Origin of the sequence: Vitreoscilla stercoraria DSM 513 (assembly GCF_000382305.1) — a bacterium.
GTDB lineage: Bacteria > Pseudomonadota > Gammaproteobacteria > Burkholderiales > Neisseriaceae > Vitreoscilla > Vitreoscilla stercoraria.
The window spans coordinates 51,916-69,823 of sequence record NZ_KB908029.1 but is presented as its reverse complement, the minus strand read 5'-3'; the positions used below and the strand labels follow the sequence as shown (position 1 = coordinate 69,823).

Here is a 17,908-nt window from a genome sequence, read left to right as displayed (position 1 = left end):
CGAAGTGCAAATAAAAGCGTCCTGTAAACCTTTACAGGACGCTTGTTAGATTCAAACAGCTTCAAAATTACAAACTGAATTCGCGCATCAAAATTTCTTGTAAATTGGTTTCTTTTTCAGGTGAATCAGGATACGCGCGGATGTAAGAGCCGTCTGCTTGCATATCCCAAGCTTTGGCATTGTCTTCTAATGCCAAAGTCAAGGTTTCGCGAATCACGCGTTGCTTTAATTGTGGGTCTAGCACTGGTACGCAAGTTTCAATGCGGCGGAAGAAATTTCGCCCCATCCAATCTGCAGAAGAGATGAAAACCTCACTTTTGCCCGCATTCCCAAAATAAAACACACGCGAGTGTTCGAGCAAACGCCCAACAATCGAACGCACACGAATATTGTCTGACAAGCCTGCGACACCGGGTTTTAACACACACATCCCGCGCACAATCAAATCGATTTTCACACCCGCTTGACTGGCGTCATACAGTTTTTGAATGATGCTAGGCTCAACCAAAGAATTCATTTTTGCCATCACATGCCCTTGACCGCCTGCTTGGACGTGTGCCATTTCACGTTCGATTTTGTCGAGCAACATCGGGTGCAAAGTGAACGGACTTTGGAACAATTTGTTCAAATGGCTCGGTTGTCCCAAACCTGTGATTTCCATGAACAATTGGTTTACGTCTTGACAAATGGGTTCGTTGGCAGTGAGTAAGCCTAAATCGGTGTATAAACGCGAGGTGCCTTGATGGTAGTTGCCTGTGCCTAAGTGGGCGTAAGATTTCAGGATGCCATTCTCGCGACGAATGACCAAAGCCATTTTGGCATGGACTTTATAGCCAAAGACGCCATACACCACATGAGCGCCGACTTGTTCTAATTGGCTGGCCCAATTGACGTTGGTTTCTTCGTCAAAGCGTGCCATCAATTCCATCACTACCGTCACTTGTTTGCCCAATAAGGCGGCCTGTAACAAGGCTTTGACCAAATCGGAATTATTGCCTGTGCGGTAAATCGTCATTTTGATGGCAACCACAGCAGGGTCTTTGGCCGCTTGTTTGACCAAATCCACTACCGATTGGAAAGATTGGTAAGGGTGGTGTAGCAACACATCGCGCTCGGCCAAAGTTTCAAAAATCTTTTCGCGGTGTTGGCGCAACTTTTTTGGGATGCTCGGGCGAAATATGTTGAATTTCAATTCTGGCTTATCCACCATATCGGTGACGGCCATCAAACGCACTAAGTTGACAGGGCCGTTAACCACATACATGGCGTCTTCGCTTAATTGAAATTGCTCTAATAAAAAGTCGACCACATGAGCAGGACACGTATTGGTAATTTCCAAGCGCACGGCTTCGCCAAATTGGCGATCACGCAATTCGCCTTGAATGGCGGTGCGCAAGTTTTTCAAATCTTCTTCGTCTACGGTCAAATCACTGTCACGAGTGACACGGAATTGGTGGCAACCTTTGACTTCCATGCCTGAAAATAAGGTGTCAATGTGAGCATGCATGATGGATGACAAGAAAACAAAACCGTCCTCGCCTTCGCTTAAATGTGATGGTAATTTGACCACACGTGGCAAAATGCGCGGCGCTTGAACAATCGCCATGCCTGATTCGCGGCCAAACGCGTCTTTGCCATCGAGTTCTACGGCAAAATTCAAAGATTTGTTCATCAAGCGAGGGAAGGGATGCGATGGGTCCAAACCAATAGGCGTTAAAATTGGTTTCAATTCACGGTGAAAATATTGTTCAATCCAAGCCGTTTGTTCTTTCGACCATTCTCGGCGGCGATAAAAACGGATGCCTTGTTGTTGTAAGGCTGGCACCAATTTCTGGTTGAACATTTGGTATTGCTCTTGCACGATGGCGCGAGTTTCGGCAATGACATTGTGTATCACTTGCTGTGGTAATTCACCATTGGGCAATGGCAGATGACCGTTGATTTTTTGCTGTTGTTTGAGCCATGCCATGCGCACTTCAAAAAATTCATCTAAATTCGAAGAAACAATGCATAAAAATTTTAAGCGCTCCAATAAGGGCACGCGCTCATCGTTCGCTTGCGCCAATACACGGCGGTTAAATGCCAATAAACTCATTTCACGGCACAGTAAATTAGCAGCTTGGGGCATGACACTTCCTTTAATCAAAAAACTTTTAAATTCTAAACCATCTTTTGGTCATTTTTATGACGTTTGATAAAAATAATCTGCTGGTAAAGTGAAGATACAAAAAAACCGGCTATTAGCCGGTCTGGATTAAGCACTAGGGGGCGTATAGCCGCTGATACCATCTACAGATTCACCAAAGAAATAGTTTTCCATTTGTTGGGTGATGTATTGGCGGGCACGTGGGTCGGCTAAGCTCAAGCGGTTTTCATTGATGAGCATGGTTTGGTAGTTCAACCAACCTTCCCAAGCCTCTTGAGAAACATGGTCAAAAATCTTTTGACCCAAAGCATTGGGTAAGGGAGCAAATTTCATACCAGGCAATTCTTTGCCTAATTTCGCACATTGAACCATACGTGTCATGTGTTGTTTCCTTCAAAATGAGTGTGTCGATGTCTTTATTGTAAACGATGGCAGCGTTTTTGCCCATCAAAGCGGCAACACAAAAACATGTGAGCCACGTGCGTCTTGATGGTATTGGCGTTGGCGCTCTAGTGGTAAATCCTCAATACAAGCGTCCTGAAAGCCTCTTTCGCTAAACCATTCGCCTGTATGCGTGGACAAGCAAAACAAGGTTTTGAGTTTGGCTGCTCTAGCTTGGTTTTTAACATGTTCTAAAAGCAGCTCGCCATAACCGCCTTCTTGCGCATAGGGAGATACCACCAAGCATGCCAATTCTCCCATTTTTTCATGTGGGAATTGTTTCAAAGCCACGCAGCCATAGACTTGTTCGTCGTGTTCTAACATGGCAAATTCGTTGATATGGTGATCGAGATAATCGTGGCTGCGGCGCACCAAAACGCCTTTTTCTTCGAGTGGACGGATTAATTGTATGATATCGGGAATGTCATCGCTGATGGCTTGGCGAATGTGCACAAAGGCGTTTTGTGCCAAAGATGTGCCAGAGCCGTGTTTGGTAAACAATTCTGCAAACAAGCTGCCATCCAAATGACCGCTGATGTATTGCACACGACGTACGCCGCTTTGTAAGGCTTTTAAAGTAGACGGCAACAAGCGACTGATGGCTTTGCTTTGTGGTGTTTTCTCAAACAATTCTTGAGCTTGGTTAGCAGACAAATTGCGCACCAATTGGCCTGATGCATCAAGTACGCCATCTTCTTCGTTGATGAAAACCAATTTTTCAGCCCGCAAGCCTATGGCCACTTCTGCTGCCACTTCAGCCATCGACAAGCTGTAAGTTTTACCACTTAAAGAGTGTCCCATAGGGCTGACCAAAACCATACAATGTTGCTGTAAATGTTGTTTGATCATGGCAAAGTCGATGCGGCGAATAGTGCCGCTATAACCCATGTCTATGCCATCTATTACGCCTAAGGGCTTGGCAGAAATGAAGTTGCCTGAAATCAAGCGGTTGCGGGTGAGCATTTGCGGAGAATTGCTTTGTCCGACCGATAATGCCGCTTCCAAATCAAAACGCACTTCGCCACATGCTTGTTTGACTTTAATCAGTGTGTGTTCGTTAGTGATGCGCCTGCCCAAATGTGAGGGCAGTGTGGTTTGGCTTTGCTGCATCAAATCATTGATGTATTTGCGCACACCATGCACCACCACCACTTTGATGCCCAAATTGCCTAACAAGCTGATGTCTTGTGCCAAATGGGCAAAATCAGGCGAAGCGACAATGTGGCTGCTGATGGCCAATACCACAGTTTTGTCGCGCAAATAATGAATATAGGGCGCTGCCTCTCGGAACGCCCTGACAAATGAATCGGATTCGTATGTTTCGGTCATGGAGTGAGTAATAAAAAATAGTAAAACATTTGAATAATCAACACCAAAATGGCGACGATGTTGGCAACCGTCCACATGGTATGCTCATTTTGTTGGTTGGTCACTTCGACAGTGTGAATGACAGAAGTTTGATTGTGCGCTTGCGGTTCTGCACGTGGCAATTCTAGCATCGATTGCGTGGTGCCATTGTCTTCTAAAGTGAACACCAACATGCTGTTTTCAGGCAATCTCATGGTCACGGTATTGCTATTGCCAGAGTCATTCATGCGTTTGGCAGTTTGAATCATGTCTTGAGCAGCGGCATCGTTTTCAGGTTTGGTTTCAGTATTAACAGGCTCCAGTTGCGTGTTTTGCATTTGTTGCATGGTCTGAAACATTTCGGTAAACCATTGGCGATTGGCATCGTATTCCGGAGCCATGACTTCGGTTTCTTTTAACGTGTAATTAGGACGCTCGCTGGCTTCACGCACCAACAATTCATCAATTTTACTGCTATTGGGCAAAATCGGTGTGATGTAATCATCGTTTTGCTGATCATTGGTGTGATGAGTGATCTTATCAGCAGTGTTTTTTTGAGAATCGGTAGTGTAAGATTTTTTAGGCGCGCTAGATTCTAAAGCATTGACATGGCTTAAATCTAAATTTTCAATGTCAAAGTCATCTACTGTTTCAGAGGCAATATCTGAAGAGCTTGGTTGTTGCGAAGGAGCCGTTTCGAGAGGTTTGGCGTCATCGGCATGTAAATTGGCTTTACTTGCGCTAAACCCATCAGCACCTGTATTGGAGTTGCCGTTGTCAATCACCATTTCATCTGTATGGATTGAGATATCAGGATTTTGTTTGGTATTTTTACGGCTCAATAATTTGGCCAACAAACCCATACTTTTGGCAGGTTTGACTGGCTCAACGTCATCAATCACGCCTACAAAAACATGTTCCATGACTACGGGAGCAGGTTCAGCGTTTTGGGGGGGTGATGCTGTATTAGATGGGTTACTGCTGATAGGCATAGAAGTCGGTGTGATTTTAGTCTGTGTATGTTCTTCAGCAGGAGGAGTGCTGCTGATAGAGGATTTATTGCTTGCTTGTGACATTAATTGATCTAATTGTTCCAGTGAAAGCAGATGACCGCGAGCAGGATAAGATTTGTCGCAACGGCGACATGCTACCAAGCCTTTGTTTTCTTGCAGTTGTAACAAGCTGATTTTACGAACAGTTGCACAGTTAGGACATTGTGCATGGTACATGACTTCAGAAGGATTGGTCATAATTCACCTAATAACGAAATAAAAGGATAACCCGTGTTAGCCTGATAATAATTACATTAACATAAGACTAACACAGGTTAAACCTTACATCATTAGGTTAAGCGCGCTTTTTACCAAATAAGCATGCCCAACCATCATGAATTGTAGCAGTTTGCATATCAAACCATTGTTGATACAAAGCAGAGATTTCTTCTACTTGTTCTTCTAAAATGCCTGATAAGACGATTTGACCGCCATCTTTCACGCGTCCTGAAAGCATTTGACCTAAAATGCGCAATGGATTGGCCAAAATATTGGCAACCACCACATCAAATTGGCCTTCAGGCTGAGCGTCAGGCAAATACACCTCAATGTTGACATTGTTTTGTACTGCATTGTCATGACTGGCACGAATCGCTTGCTTGTCTATGTCTACGCCGACCACTTGTGATGCACCCAATTTAGCGGCAGTAATGGCCAAAATGCCAGAACCACAGCCATAATCCAATACAGTGGCACCCACTGGCATATTGGCATCTAACCAACGCAAGCATAAAAACGTGGTTGGATGACTGCCTGTACCAAAGGCCAAGCCTGGATCTAACTCGATGTTGATGGCGCCATCTTGTGGCGCTTCATGCCAAGTTGGTGTAATCCACAAACGGTCTGACACATGAATAGGGTCAAACTGCGATTGGGTCAATTTCACCCAATCTTGGTCTTCAATTGAAGTGATTTTGTAATCGGCTTCTGCCACTTGTAAGGCAGGTGGTAACAAAGCCAAAGCTTGTTTGATATCGGCAGCCTCATCAAACATGGCAATGATGAGGCTTTGTTCCCAAATTTCTGCGCTAGGCTCGTTGGGTTCATCAAAAATCGGCTGTTCTTTGTCAGTACCTGCGTAAGCGTCTTCGATAGCGGTGCTCAAGGCACCAATTTCCATCAATTCGTCTGACAACAATTCAGCTTGTTTAGAGGCAACAACGATGTTGACTTGTTGAAATGCCATATTAAGATCCTTTTTTCGGGTGGTGCTCTTGCATCCAATGTTCTAAGTAATGGATGCTGGTGCCGCCTTCAATGAAGCCAGCATCGTCAAACAATTCACGGTGTAAAGGTGTATTGGTTTTGATACCAGTGATGGCAATCTCAGACAATGCCACACGCATGCGCGCCATGGCTTTATCACGGTCGTGACCGATACTGATGATTTTACCAATCATGCTGTCATAAAATGGTGGAATGGTATAGCCTTGGTATATATGACTGTCCATGCGAATACCAGGACCACCTGGTGCATGGTAAGTTTGAATCAAACCAGGGCTTGGAATAAATGTAAACGGGTCTTCAGCATTGACACGACATTCAAACGCATGACCGCGGATTTGGATGTCGTCTTGCGTGTAGCTCAAAGGCAAGCCTGCCGCCACGAAAATTTGTTCTTGTACAATGTCGACACCTGTAATCATTTCTGTGACAGGATGCTCAACTTGTACGCGAGTATTCATCTCAATGAAGAAGAATTCGCCATTTTCATACAAAAATTCAAATGTGCCCGCACCACGATAGTTAATGCGTTTACAGGCCGCTACACACGCTTCGCCGATTTTACGACGTTCTTCATCGGTGATGCCAGGCGCTGGCGCTTCTTCAATGACTTTTTGATGGCGGCGTTGCATAGAGCAATCGCGTTCAGCCAAATAAATCACATTACCATGTTGGTCAGCCAAAACCTGTACTTCAATATGGCGCGGTTTTTGTAAATAGCGTTCCATATATACGGTTGCATTGCCAAACGCAGCGCCTGCTTCGGTTTTGGTCATTTCAACGGATAAAATCAAATCTTCCAAACGCTCAACCACGCGCATACCACGACCACCACCGCCACCTGCGGCTTTGATGATGACAGGGAAGCCCACTTCTTGGGCAATGCGTTTGATGGTTTCAGGATCGTCAGGCAACGCGCCATCAGAACCAGGCACGCAAGGTACGCCTGCGGCTTTCATCGCATCTTTGGCTGCGACTTTGTCACCCATCACACGGATGGTATCGCCACGAGGGCCGATGAATGCAAAGCCAGATTCTTCGACACGGTCGGCAAAATCGGCATTTTCAGACAAAAAACCATAGCCTGGGTGGATGGCTTCGGCTCCGGTAACTTCGGCAGCTGCAATGATGGCAGGGATGTTTAAATAGCTTTGAGCCGATTGGGCTGGGCCAATACACACTGATTCATCGGCCATTTTCACGTAAATCGCTTCACGGTCGGCTTCAGAGTGAACAGCCACGGTTTCAATGCCTAATTCGCGGCAAGCACGCAATACGCGCAATGCAATTTCACCACGATTGGCAATCAGAATTTTTTTGAACATGGTCTTGAGCCTTGAGAGTACAAGTGCTCTATACAGAGCACTGTGTCAGGAATGGGGGGAGAATTATTCGATGATGAACAATGGTTCACCGTATTCAACCGGTTGACCGTCAGTAATCAAGATTTGTTTCACCACACCAGCACGGTCGGCTTCAATTTCATTCATCAATTTCATCGCTTCGATGATACACAAAGTATCACCCACTTTAACGGTTTGACCTTCGCTGACAAACACAGCCGCAGTTGGGCTGGCCGCACGATAGAAAGTACCGACCATAGGTGATTTCAAAGCGTTGGCAGTAGAAACTGCCGCAGGTGCCGCCGCAACTTCTGCCACGACTGCCGTAGGTGCCGCAGCTGGGATGTTGTAAGTTGGTGCAGGTGCTGCATAAGTGGTAGCAGGTGCAGCGTAAGTGCGTGTCACACGAACTTTGTCCTCGCCTTCGGTCACTTCGATTTCGGCAATACCAGATTCTTCAACCAAATCAATCAATTTTTTTAATTTACGTAAATCCATGGAAAGTTTTCCTTTTGTTATGCTTTTAATGTGGTGATGGCGTATTGCATGGCGAGGTAGTAGCTGTGTACTCCTAAACCACAAATGACACCTTTGGCCACATCGGATAAATATGAATGTTGGCGAAACGGTTCGCGTGCATGAACGTTGGACAAATGAACTTCAAGAAATGGTAATGCTACACCAGTCAAGGCATCGCGCAAAGCGACACTGGTATGGGTAAAAGCACCAGGATTGATGAGTATCATGCGTGTGCCGTCTAAACGGGCGGCATGGATACGGTCGATTAAGACATATTCAGCATTGCTTTGTAAGGTATCAATGCTTAAAGCAGCCTCTTGCGCCATATGTGTCAGTTGGGCATTGATGTCTGCTAAAGTGGTGGCACCATAGATTTCAGGTTCGCGGCTGCCTAATAAATTCAAGTTAGGGCCGTGTAAGACCAATAAGTCGCTCATACACAGGTTTCGATAAAGTAATTCATCATTTTTACTCAACTGCAGCGAAAAAGCTAGTATTGTCGATAAAATACAGCTTAGAAATACTGTTTTTTGCGATTGAAGTAAAAACACCAAATAGATAAAAGAAGCGCATTGTACTGTTTTGTGGGCATTCTTGCTATGAAAAAAATACAAAATATTCGAGTGTAATTTCAGTTTTACAGGACGCTATTTGTTGTATACAGGCGTATAATGCCGTTTTTCTGTTGTTTGAATAAGCATATTACAATGCACATTAATGATTTTGACTTTGAGCTTCCTGAAGCTTTGATTGCGCAACACCCTCCTGAGGTTCGTGGCAGTAGCCGTTTGTTGGCTTCTTGGCAAGACCAAGCCTTCCAAAATTTACATTTTCCAGATGTCGTTTCGTTTTTCAAATCTGGCGACGTGTTGGTGATGAATGACACCAAAGTCATCAAAGCCCGTTTGTTTGGTCAAAAAGCCAGCGGTGGCAAAATTGAGGTTTTGGTGGAACGTGTGATGGATGATCATACGGTTTGGGCGCACGTACGTTCGTCTAAATCGCCTAAGCCTGGCATGGTCTTGGAGTTTGGCGAAGACAAGGCAGTGATGGTTGAGCGCAAAGACGCTTTGTTTGTCTTGCAATTTCAAGGCGAAAAAACGGTGTGGGAAGTGTTAGAAGAGCAAGGACATATGCCTTTGCCGCCGTATATTGAGCGTGCAGATGATGCAGATGACGATGAGCGTTACCAAACGGTGTATGCGCAAAACGATGGTGCAGTAGCCGCTCCGACTGCAGGTTTGCACTTCACACCTGAAATTTTGCAACAATTGCAAGACAAAGGTGTGGCCTTGCATTTTGTGACTTTGCACGTTGGCGCAGGCACGTTCCAACCTGTGAAAGTGGATAATATTGAAGAGCATCACATGCATTCAGAGCGTTTTTGGGTCGCACAAAGCGTGGTTGATGCCATTGATGAAGCGAAAGCGCGTGGCAACCATGTTTGGGCAGTAGGCACCACCAGTATGCGCGCTTTGGAGTCTGCTGCGCTTACAGGACGCTTGCAAGCGGGTTCGGGTGACACCGATATTTTTATTACGCCCGGCTTTGAAATCAAAGTGGTCGATCGCTTGATTACCAATTTCCATTTGCCTAAATCCACGTTGATGATGCTGGTCAGTGCGTTTCATGGTTATGAAAAAATCATGGCGTTGTACCAACATGCTATCGAAAACGAATACCGCTTTTTCAGTTATGGCGACGCGATGGTGTTAACCCGTCAAACATTCAATAAGGATTAAATATGGTGCAGATGCCCGAAACCATCCGTTTGGACAAAAACAAAAGCATCTTACATTTGGAATATGCAGGTCAAACCTATGGTTTGAGTGCTGAATATTTGCGTGTGCATTCGCCCAGCGCCCAAGTGCGAGGTCATGGTGTGGGACAAGAAGTTTTGCAAACGGGCAAACGCTTGGTCACCATTGTCGGTTTGGAAATGAGTGGCAATTATGCTTTGAAAATTGTGTACAGCGATGGGCATGATTCAGGTTTGTACGATTGGGCATATTTGCATGAATTGGCCACCACTCAAGAAGCCAAATGGCAAGCATATGAGGCGCGTTTGGCGCAAGCAGGCGCTTCGCGTGACGTTTAAGCGTCCTGTAAATGGGTAAATCGGTTACAATCGGGCAGTAAACATGCCGTATGGAAGAAAAATATGACAGACAAACAAACCCATTTCGGTTTCAAAACCGTCAATGAAGAAGAAAAAGCGGGCAAAGTGGCCGAGGTGTTCCATTCTGTGGCAAGCAAATACGACATCATGAACGACGTGATGTCAGGCGGTTTGCACCGTGTGTGGAAACATTTCACCATCAACACCGCGCGATTGAAAAAAGGCGATAAAGTTTTGGATATCGCAGGTGGTACGGGCGATTTGTCGCGTGGTTGGAAAAAACGTGTGGGCGATAAAGGCGAAGTGTGGTTGACAGACATCAACTCATCGATGTTAACCGTGGGTCGTGACCGTTTGCTTAACGAGGGTACGATTACGCCTGTGGCTTTGTGCGATGCAGAAAAATTGCCGTTTCCTGACAATTATTTCAATTTGGTATCGGTGGCGTTCGGTTTGCGCAACATGACACACAAAGACCAAGCTTTGAAGGAAATGTACCGCGTGTTAAAGCCCGGCGGTCAATTGTTGGTGTTGGAATTTTCTAAGGTTGCCAAGCCTTTAGCACCTGTGTATGACTTTTATTCGTTCAAATTTTTGCCAACATTTGGTCAAGTGATTGCACAAGATGCCGAATCTTACCGTTATTTGGCAGAATCAATTCGCATGCATCCAGACCAAGAAACCTTGCAACAATTGATGTATGACGTGGGTTTTGATTTGGTCGATTATCATAATTTGACTGCAGGTGTGGTGGCGTTGCACAAAGGCACTAAATTGTAATTGATGTGGTCAAGGTATTGAAATAAGCGTCCTGTAAGTTTACAGGACGCTTATTTTATTGAAATTGATTATGCGATGATTTTGGCAAGCAATTGTTCAGATGGCATGAAGAAATAAGCCCCATCGACAGGCGTGGTGTAATGCAAAAATTGGTCGTGCAAGCCATCGCCTGAGGTACCAAACATATTGTCCAGCATCGCATCCAAAATACCCAAATCAGGCGTGTAGGCGATGAAATACAAACCTTGTTCACCGCTGGCATTGCCATATGGCAAACTGTGGCGCAAAATCGCCAATTCTTCGCCTGTGTCGTCTTCAATAATGACACGTGAAATATGTGAGTTGGCAGGGCGCACAGCATCGTCTAACTCAATGCTGTCTGGTTTGGTGCGCCCAATGATTTTCTCTTGGCTGTCTATTGATTGCTCATGCCATGTTTTCATATGGTGCACATAGCGCTGCGCCATCACAAAGCTACCCTCGGCAAATTCGCCCGCGTCTTCAGTTAATAAAGCCGCTTGCGCACGTTCATCGGCTTGTTGCGGGTTTTCGGTGCCATCAATAAAACCAGTCAAATCACGGCTGTCCAAATAGCGAAAACCTGTGGTTTCGTTCAAGACCGTCACCACATCGCCACACGCTTGCATGAATGCTTGCACCAAAGCAAAACACACATCGGCTTGTTCACTGGCAATGTGTAAAAAGACATCGGCAGCGATGGCAGGCATGGCAAAGTCTCCCGCACGTGCTTGCAAATCGTGCCAATGCTCAGGACTATGAGCATACAATTGTTGCCATTGCGCCAAGCCAAAGGCAATACCTGTTTTGATGTTTGCTTGCGGATATTGTTGGCGCAATGCTTCACATGCATCAAGCAGCGCACCGATGGCTGCTTTAAGATGGGCGTTGCTGCCTGAAGCAAAACGCAATGTCATGAAACGCGCATGTTGTGAAGCAAGAGGGACAATCACCGATTGAGCTGGCATAACAAAACACTCCTAAAAATAAGTGGCTTTATTGTACTGTATTTTGTGTGTGTTTCGATTGGGTTTGATAACATCTGTATGTGGTGTTAAAACGGTCATGTCAATGAATGAATGAAGCGTCCTGTAAAATGTTCATGGCATTGGTAATATTGCATTGAGATGCTTGGATTGGCTAATGTTTAAGTCAATCAAATAAAATGATATTAAGCCGCTTGATGGTATGTGGGACATCATCGTCATTTCTAACAACTGATTTTTAGGCAAGTATATGATCAATAGAAGGCGTTTTTTAAGTTATGGACTCAGTTTGGGTGCCATGGGTTTGTTGGCAAGCTGTCAAAGATCCTCCAATACCAAGCTTGAAAATGTACCAGCTTCAGGCGCTGAACATACTGCTGCATCGCATTTAGACAGCCATATGGGTATGAACAACAGCTTGTACAATCAAAAAACCTTGCTGATGCGTCCTGAAGAACAAAAACTGCTGGATGAAACACATTTTCCTGTGGCAGGCTTGTTGCCGATGATGCCCTTGCTAAAAAACGAATCCAAACGTGCGCAGCAGTTTGTCGGACGCTTGGTAGCCAAAAAACAGACTTTGGAATTGGTCAAAGGCATGCCAACCGAATTTTGGTTGTACAACGGCATTTTGGGTGGGCCGCAAATTGTGTTGTATGAAGAAGATGAAGTGAGCATTTTGTTTGTCAACGAATTAGACCAACCGACGACCGTACATTTTCATGGTTTGCCCATTCCGCCATCGCAAGACGGCAATCCTCACGATGCCGTATTATCGGGCAAAGCCCGTACTTACACGTTCAAATTGCCGAAAGGTTCGGCAGGCACATATTGGTATCATACCCATGCGCATGGTTTGTCGGCAGAGCAAGCATTTCGTGGCTTGGCGGGTACTTGTATCGTTAAAAGCCGCAACGATCCTTTGGCCGCTTTGCCTGAACAACATTGGGTTTTCAGTGATTTGCGTTTGGATGCGCACGCTCAAATACCTGAAAACACGCAAATGGATTGGATCAATGGGCGCGAGGGCGAATTTGTATTGATGAATGGGGCATACAAACCTCAAATCGAACTGAAAGAGACCACACGCATTCGGGTATGGAATATGTGCAATGCCCGTTATTTGCGTTTGCACATTCCCGATTGTGACATCATCGTTGTGGGAACGGATGGCGGCTTGTTAGAGCAGCCACAAGCGCCTGTGTCAGAATTGTTGGTTGTGCCTGCTGAGCGTTATGAAATCATTTTAAAACCGCGCAAACAAGGGCGTTTGGTGTTGCAGAATTTGCCATATGACCGTAAAAAAATGATGACAACTTTTGATACAAAAACATCTGAATTGGCATCTATTCATCTTGCCATGCCTGAATTCAATTTGCCGAAAACCTTGCGCTCATTGCCGCGATTTGCAACGCCGACTGCGGAGCACATCGTCAATTTCAGTGAAGAGCATAATGTGGCTTTGGAGCAAATGTTCAAAGTCAATGGACAAACGTTTGACATGAACCGAATCGATTTGATAGGACAAGTACATGCCACAGAAGATTGGTTGATTACCAATGCATCGCACATGGATCATCCATTTCATTTGCATGGCACACAATTTGAAGTCATCGAATTCATGGAGTTTGGCGAAAGCAGCCAACCGCCGTATCGTGCTTTGAAAGATACGGTGAATGTAAAACCTTTGCAAAGCGTCAGGGTTCGATGCAAACAGGATTTTAAAGGTTTGAGAATGTTTCATTGCCATATTTTAGAACATGAAGCCTTGGGCATGATGGGGCAGATAGACATTCGTTAATCTTCATCCGTTTCATGCAAAATAAATATGCCATTTGTACCAATCAATCATTGGTAAATGGCATATTTTAAAGCGTCCTGTAAACCCTTTTTAAGGACGATAAGGAATACTTTGCAATTGGTATTTGCCTTGATTGTTCACATCAAAGCTAAACACATCGGATTCATTGTAGTCAGAGTCTTGATAAAAGCTTTGCAATACTTGCTCGGTTTGGGAAAAAAACTGGCGCACGTTTTCATCATCGCCTGCTTCATGTAAATTCATAAATTTTCCACGCATGAAGTCTTGCATGCGCATGGTGAAGACTTGGTTGTATTTTTGTAAAAACTCTTTTTGATTGTGCATGCTCAAATCTTTGCTTTTATCATATTCTTCGCCATTTTCACGCGACAAAGCACCACATTCGATAGCATGACAAACAAAAGGCATTTGAGTCATTTTAAAAACGGCATGTTTGTCTTCGTGTTGTAAAGCGGTTTTGAAATCTTGATAAAAAACATCAAAATGGTGGTGTTGGGCGTAGCGGTAAGTAGGATGTTGTGAGGTGTCGGCAAAAGCCATGGGGCTGAACAGATACAAGCTTAATCCACTGATGAATACAGGTTGTAACAGTCGTGAAGGTTTCATGTTTGGTATCCTTAATGGTCAGTTTGGATGGTTACAGGACGGTCATGATGATCGGTGTACCATTACAAATCCCAAATCTGCACACAAGCCAGCATATTTTTTAAACATATTGCTTTTAATGGCTGACATGGTGGTATAAGCTTGGCAGATTTCAAAAAATAACAAATCCACTAAGGTACTGGATAAAAAATCAATTTCAGTAGTGTAACCGACCAAGGCATCGGCATCCAATTGACGCAAGAGTTGGCGTAACTCGGCTTCTGGTAAATTCAAGGTTTCACAACTGCCAAAATGGATGATTTTGCCGCTGAAGCAGCCTGCATAACGTTCGACAAAATCATTTAATTCTATGCTTTGTTCGGAATTTTCACTTAAATACAAACAGCCTTCGTTGCCATGAAATGCCAAATAGACAATTTTGAATTTGCCGTATTTTGAGCGCTCAGTATGACTTCCTGCTAGCAGACAGTCCAAACGTTGATAAAATTCTTCGCTGGTGATGCAGGTTTTGTAAATGTAGTCGATGTCGTTAATGGATTTGACCAATTCCAAGCCAGCCAAAATCGAACTTTGTGCGCGCAAATCGCTGTTCCAATCGCCTTCTAAACAAAATACATGACGCAATTTTGGTTGTGAGCCGCTCATGATGTTTTCTCATTTTTAGTGATATGGCATATTAATACCAATGCATTGGCATTGGCAATCTCTAATATGAAGCGTCCTGTAAATAAAATATCACTGTATTTTCAAGATTCATTTAGGTGTCAATTTGCTTGAGTAGCATGTCTATGATTGCGTCAATCAGAGATAAAAAAAAGCCGATGTGCGAACACATCGGCTTTGGATAATACGAAAATATTGCTTAGATTGCAGACAAAGCCGCGTTCAAAGTCGCGCTAGGGCGCATAATCGCTTCTACTTTTACTGGATCGATTTTGTAGTAACCACCGATGTCCACGCCTTGACCTTGAACCGCAGACAATTCAGCCACGATTTTGTCTTCGTTTTCAGCCAAAGCTTTTGCCAAAGGCGCAAATTGTGCTTTCAACTCAGCATCTTCGTCTTGTGCTGCCAAAGCTTCTGCCCAATATTTGGCCAAGTAGAAATGGCTGCCACGGTTGTCCAATTCACCAGTGCGACGTGAAGGCGATTTGTCGTTGTCCAATAATTGACCCGTTGCTTGGTCCAAAGTCTTAGCAATCAATTTGGCTTTAGAATTATTTTCTTTGATGCCCAACTCTTCCAAAGATACCGCCAAAGCCAAGAATTCACCCAAAGAGTCCCAACGCAAATGGTTTTCTTCTACCAATTGTTGTACGTGTTTCGGTGCTGAACCACCTGCGCCTGTTTCGTACATGCCGCCACCTGCCATCAAAGGCACGATAGACAACATTTTCGCAGAAGTACCCAATTCCATAATCGGGAACAAGTCGGTTAAGTAGTCACGCAAGATGTTACCAGTCACAGAAATGGTATCCAAACCGCGCGCCACACGTTCTAAAGTAAAGCGCATTGCACGTACTTGAGACATGATTTGGATGTCCAAGCCTTCAGTGTTGTGGTCTTGCAAGTAAGTTTCTACTTTTTTGATCAATTCATTTTCATGTGGACGGTATGGGTCCAACCAGAAAATTGCTGGCATGCCAGAGTTGCGAGCGCGCGTCACAGCCAATTTCACCCAGTCTTGTACTGGAGCGTCTTTGACTTGACACATACGCCAGATGTCGCCAGCTTCTACGTTTTGAGACAACAATACTTCGCCAGTTTCAATGTCGGTGATGTTAGCAACACCAGCAGCAGGCACTTCGTAAGTTTTGTCGTGTGAACCGTATTCTTCTGCTTTTTGCGCCATCAAGCCCACGTTAGGTACGGTACCCATGGTTTTAGGGTCAAAGTTGCCATGCCATTTGCAGAAATTAATCATTTCTTGGTAAATACGTGCAAACGTAGATTCAGGCATGACCGCTTTACAATCGTAAGGCTTGCCATCTGCTGCCCACATTTTACCGCCGCCACGAATCATCGCAGGCATAGAGGCATCCACAATCACATCGTTAGGAGAATGGAAGTTGGTGATGCCTTTGGCAGAGTCAACCATCGCCAAAGCAGGGCGGTTTTCTTGACAAGCATGCAAATCACGGATGATTTCTTCGCGTTGGCTAGTTGGCAAGGTTTCGATTTTTTCGTACAAACCCGCCATACCATTGTTGACGTTCACACCTAATTCGTCGAACAATTTACCGTGTTTTTCAAACGCATCTTTGTAATAGATTTTGACACAGTGACCGAACACGATAGGGTGTGATACCTTCATCATGGTCGCTTTCACGTGCAATGAGAACAAAATGCCTGATTCTTTGCAATCTTCTAATTCTTTTTCGTAGAAGTCGCACAAAGCTTTTTTGCTCATGAACATTGAGTCAATGATTTCTTTGTCTTGCAACGCCACTTTTTCTTTTAATACGATGGTTTCGCCAGCTTCAGTCACCAACTCCATGCGTACGTTGCGAGCACGGTCTAAAGTGATGGATTTTTCACCGTGGTAGAAGTCGCCTTCTTGCATGTGCGATACATGGGTTTGTGACCAAGGTTTCCATTCACCCATAGAATGAGGGTGTTTTTTCGCATAGTTTTTCACTGCAGCAGGTGCACGGCGGTCAGAGTTGCCTTCACGCAATACAGGATTCACCGCAGAACCCAAACATTTACCAAAACGTGTCTTGATGGCTTTTTCTTCATCAGTCGTTGGATTTTCTGGGTAGCTAGGAATGTTGTAGCCTTTGGCTTGCAATTCTTTGACACAAGCAGTCAATTGCGCTACAGAAGCACTGATGTTAGGCAATTTGATGATGTTGGTGTCTGGGTTTTGAGTCAATTTGCCCAATTTGGCCAAAGTGTCTTCTACTTTTTGCTCTTCAGTCAAAAATTCTGAAAACTCAGCCAAAACACGAGCGGCAACAGAGATGTCGCTTTTGATAATTTCAACACCAGCAGGCTGTGTGAAAGTCTCGACAATAGGAAGGAACGAGTAAGTGGCCAACAATGGCGCTTCATCGGTCATTGTATAAAAGATGGTTGACTTTTCACCAGTCATTATAGAGCTCCTTGCTTGAGTTAATTGGTTAGGCTGTTTGTGTGTCGCAGCCTTGATAAACCATTTGCTTTTATGAAACGTTGAGAGTATCGACCTTCACAGCTTTTCAGTCAATGTAACTGACTATGAAACAGGTATTTTTTAAGAAAAAAATATGCAGATTGCGAGATTTTTTTGGATTTTATTCTAATTGAATGAGGATTGTTTTGATAATCCTCTTACTTTTAAAATTTTCTTGATATTAAATTACAAAACCATCCAAATCACCATGACACCGATTAATATACTCATGTTAATTTTATATAAAAATCGTTGTCAGTGTCCATCATTAAGCATAGTTATTTTATATATGTCGTGTCTTGTTTTACAATCAAATTGTATTTAATTGCATTTGTGCATTGCACCATTATT

General features: G+C 44.3%; 16 protein-coding genes. 4 read left to right on the top strand and 12 right to left on the bottom strand.

Annotated features, from left to right (window positions below):
• Positions 1-67: 67 nt before the first annotated feature.
• The 8 genes from ppk1 to aroQ form a co-directional block, all read right to left on the bottom strand.
• Positions 68-2,128, bottom strand: coding sequence for a polyphosphate kinase 1 (gene ppk1 / locus H150_RS0109860; RefSeq protein WP_019958896.1), 2,061 nt, complete (start codon positions 2,126-2,128; stop codon positions 68-70).
• Between the two features lie 126 nt (positions 2,129-2,254).
• Positions 2,255-2,527 (bottom strand): oxidative damage protection protein, encoded by a 273-nt coding sequence (locus H150_RS0109855; protein ID WP_019958895.1) that lies wholly within the window; start codon positions 2,525-2,527, stop codon positions 2,255-2,257.
• Positions 2,528-2,593: 66 nt separating this feature from the next.
• A complete protein-coding gene (gene argA / locus H150_RS0109850) occupies positions 2,594-3,916 on the bottom strand; it encodes an amino-acid N-acetyltransferase (RefSeq protein WP_026353630.1) in 1,323 nt (440 codons plus the stop codon).
• Positions 3,913-5,184 (bottom strand): MJ0042-type zinc finger domain-containing protein, encoded by a 1,272-nt coding sequence (locus tag H150_RS0109845; RefSeq protein ID WP_019958893.1) that lies wholly within the window; start codon positions 5,182-5,184, stop codon positions 3,913-3,915. Before H150_RS0109845 ends, argA begins: the two co-directional genes overlap by 4 nt.
• Positions 5,185-5,281: 97 nt before the next feature.
• Positions 5,282-6,172, bottom strand: coding sequence for a 50S ribosomal protein L11 methyltransferase (gene prmA / locus H150_RS0109840; RefSeq protein WP_019958892.1), 891 nt, complete (start codon positions 6,170-6,172; stop codon positions 5,282-5,284).
• Position 6,173: 1 nt separating this feature from the next.
• Positions 6,174-7,535, bottom strand: coding sequence for an acetyl-CoA carboxylase biotin carboxylase subunit (gene accC / locus H150_RS0109835; protein ID WP_019958891.1), 1,362 nt, complete (start codon positions 7,533-7,535; stop codon positions 6,174-6,176).
• Between the two features lie 63 nt (positions 7,536-7,598).
• Entirely contained in the window at positions 7,599-8,051 is a 453-nt protein-coding gene (gene accB / locus H150_RS0109830) for an acetyl-CoA carboxylase biotin carboxyl carrier protein (RefSeq protein WP_019958890.1), read from the bottom strand.
• A gap of 17 nt (positions 8,052-8,068) precedes the next feature.
• Complete coding sequence (gene aroQ, locus H150_RS0109825) at positions 8,069-8,509, bottom strand: type II 3-dehydroquinate dehydratase (RefSeq protein WP_019958889.1); 441 nt, start codon at positions 8,507-8,509, stop codon at positions 8,069-8,071.
• Positions 8,510-8,779: 270 nt separating this feature from the next.
• On the opposite strand from aroQ, the gene queA reads away from it, so the two are divergent.
• From queA to ubiE, 3 genes are all read left to right on the top strand, one after another.
• The gene (queA, locus tag H150_RS0109820; RefSeq protein ID WP_019958888.1) at positions 8,780-9,814 is read left to right on the top strand and encodes a tRNA preQ1(34) S-adenosylmethionine ribosyltransferase-isomerase QueA; all 1,035 of its coding nucleotides are present in this window, start codon (positions 8,780-8,782) and stop codon (positions 9,812-9,814) included.
• A 2-nt stretch (positions 9,815-9,816) separates the two neighbouring features.
• Positions 9,817-10,170 (top strand): gamma-butyrobetaine hydroxylase family protein, encoded by a 354-nt coding sequence (locus tag H150_RS0109815; RefSeq protein ID WP_019958887.1) that lies wholly within the window; start codon positions 9,817-9,819, stop codon positions 10,168-10,170.
• Positions 10,171-10,233: 63 nt separating this feature from the next.
• Complete coding sequence (gene ubiE / locus H150_RS0109810; protein WP_019958886.1) at positions 10,234-10,971, top strand: bifunctional demethylmenaquinone methyltransferase/2-methoxy-6-polyprenyl-1,4-benzoquinol methylase UbiE; 738 nt, start codon at positions 10,234-10,236, stop codon at positions 10,969-10,971.
• A 68-nt stretch (positions 10,972-11,039) separates the two neighbouring features.
• Here the strand turns inward: ubiE and H150_RS0109805 are convergent, their stop codons facing one another.
• The gene (locus tag H150_RS0109805; RefSeq protein ID WP_019958885.1) at positions 11,040-11,957 is read right to left on the bottom strand and encodes a Dyp-type peroxidase; all 918 of its coding nucleotides are present in this window, start codon (positions 11,955-11,957) and stop codon (positions 11,040-11,042) included.
• Positions 11,958-12,225: 268 nt separating this feature from the next.
• Between H150_RS0109805 and H150_RS0109800 the strand changes: the two genes are divergently transcribed.
• Entirely contained in the window at positions 12,226-13,776 is a 1,551-nt protein-coding gene (locus H150_RS0109800; RefSeq protein WP_155970537.1) for a multicopper oxidase family protein, read from the top strand.
• Positions 13,777-13,866: 90 nt separating this feature from the next.
• Here H150_RS0109800 and H150_RS0109795 read toward each other — a convergent pair whose 3' ends face one another.
• The 3 genes from H150_RS0109795 to H150_RS0109785 all read right to left on the bottom strand — a co-directional run bounded on the left by H150_RS0109795 (position 13,867) and on the right by H150_RS0109785 (position 17,497).
• Positions 13,867-14,403, bottom strand: a complete 537-nt coding sequence (locus H150_RS0109795; protein ID WP_019958883.1) for a hypothetical protein — start codon at positions 14,401-14,403, stop codon at positions 13,867-13,869.
• 42 nt (positions 14,404-14,445) lie between these two features.
• Positions 14,446-15,048, bottom strand: a complete 603-nt coding sequence (locus H150_RS0109790) for a DUF6642 family protein (protein ID WP_019958882.1) — start codon at positions 15,046-15,048, stop codon at positions 14,446-14,448.
• 217 nt (positions 15,049-15,265) lie between these two features.
• On the bottom strand, positions 15,266-17,497 hold the full coding sequence (locus H150_RS0109785; RefSeq protein ID WP_019958881.1) for an NADP-dependent isocitrate dehydrogenase: 2,232 nt from the start codon (positions 17,495-17,497) through the stop codon (positions 15,266-15,268).
• Positions 17,498-17,908: the final 411 nt, after the last annotated feature.

Excerpts from the sequence above, each read along its gene's own strand:
- ppk1 (WP_019958896.1), bottom strand. The coding sequence starts at position 2,128 with ATGCCCCAAGCTGCTAATTTACTGTGCCGTGAAATGAGTTTATTGGCA.
- H150_RS0109855 (WP_019958895.1), bottom strand. The coding sequence starts at position 2,527 with ATGACACGTATGGTTCAATGTGCGAAATTAGGCAAAGAATTGCCTGGT.
- argA (WP_026353630.1), bottom strand. The coding sequence starts at position 3,916 with ATGACCGAAACATACGAATCCGATTCATTTGTCAGGGCGTTCCGAGAG.
- H150_RS0109845 (WP_019958893.1), bottom strand. The coding sequence starts at position 5,184 with ATGACCAATCCTTCTGAAGTCATGTACCATGCACAATGTCCTAACTGT.
- prmA (WP_019958892.1), bottom strand. The coding sequence starts at position 6,172 with ATGGCATTTCAACAAGTCAACATCGTTGTTGCCTCTAAACAAGCTGAA.
- accC (WP_019958891.1), bottom strand. The coding sequence starts at position 7,535 with ATGTTCAAAAAAATTCTGATTGCCAATCGTGGTGAAATTGCATTGCGC.
- accB (WP_019958890.1), bottom strand. The coding sequence starts at position 8,051 with ATGGATTTACGTAAATTAAAAAAATTGATTGATTTGGTTGAAGAATCT.
- aroQ (WP_019958889.1), bottom strand. The coding sequence starts at position 8,509 with ATGAGCGACTTATTGGTCTTACACGGCCCTAACTTGAATTTATTAGGC.
- queA (WP_019958888.1), top strand. The coding sequence starts at position 8,780 with ATGCACATTAATGATTTTGACTTTGAGCTTCCTGAAGCTTTGATTGCG.
- H150_RS0109815 (WP_019958887.1), top strand. The coding sequence starts at position 9,817 with ATGGTGCAGATGCCCGAAACCATCCGTTTGGACAAAAACAAAAGCATC.
- ubiE (WP_019958886.1), top strand. The coding sequence starts at position 10,234 with ATGACAGACAAACAAACCCATTTCGGTTTCAAAACCGTCAATGAAGAA.
- H150_RS0109805 (WP_019958885.1), bottom strand. The coding sequence starts at position 11,957 with ATGCCAGCTCAATCGGTGATTGTCCCTCTTGCTTCACAACATGCGCGT.
- H150_RS0109800 (WP_155970537.1), top strand. The coding sequence starts at position 12,226 with ATGATCAATAGAAGGCGTTTTTTAAGTTATGGACTCAGTTTGGGTGCC.
- H150_RS0109795 (WP_019958883.1), bottom strand. The coding sequence starts at position 14,403 with ATGAAACCTTCACGACTGTTACAACCTGTATTCATCAGTGGATTAAGC.
- H150_RS0109790 (WP_019958882.1), bottom strand. The coding sequence starts at position 15,048 with ATGAGCGGCTCACAACCAAAATTGCGTCATGTATTTTGTTTAGAAGGC.
- H150_RS0109785 (WP_019958881.1), bottom strand. The coding sequence starts at position 17,497 with ATGACTGGTGAAAAGTCAACCATCTTTTATACAATGACCGATGAAGCG.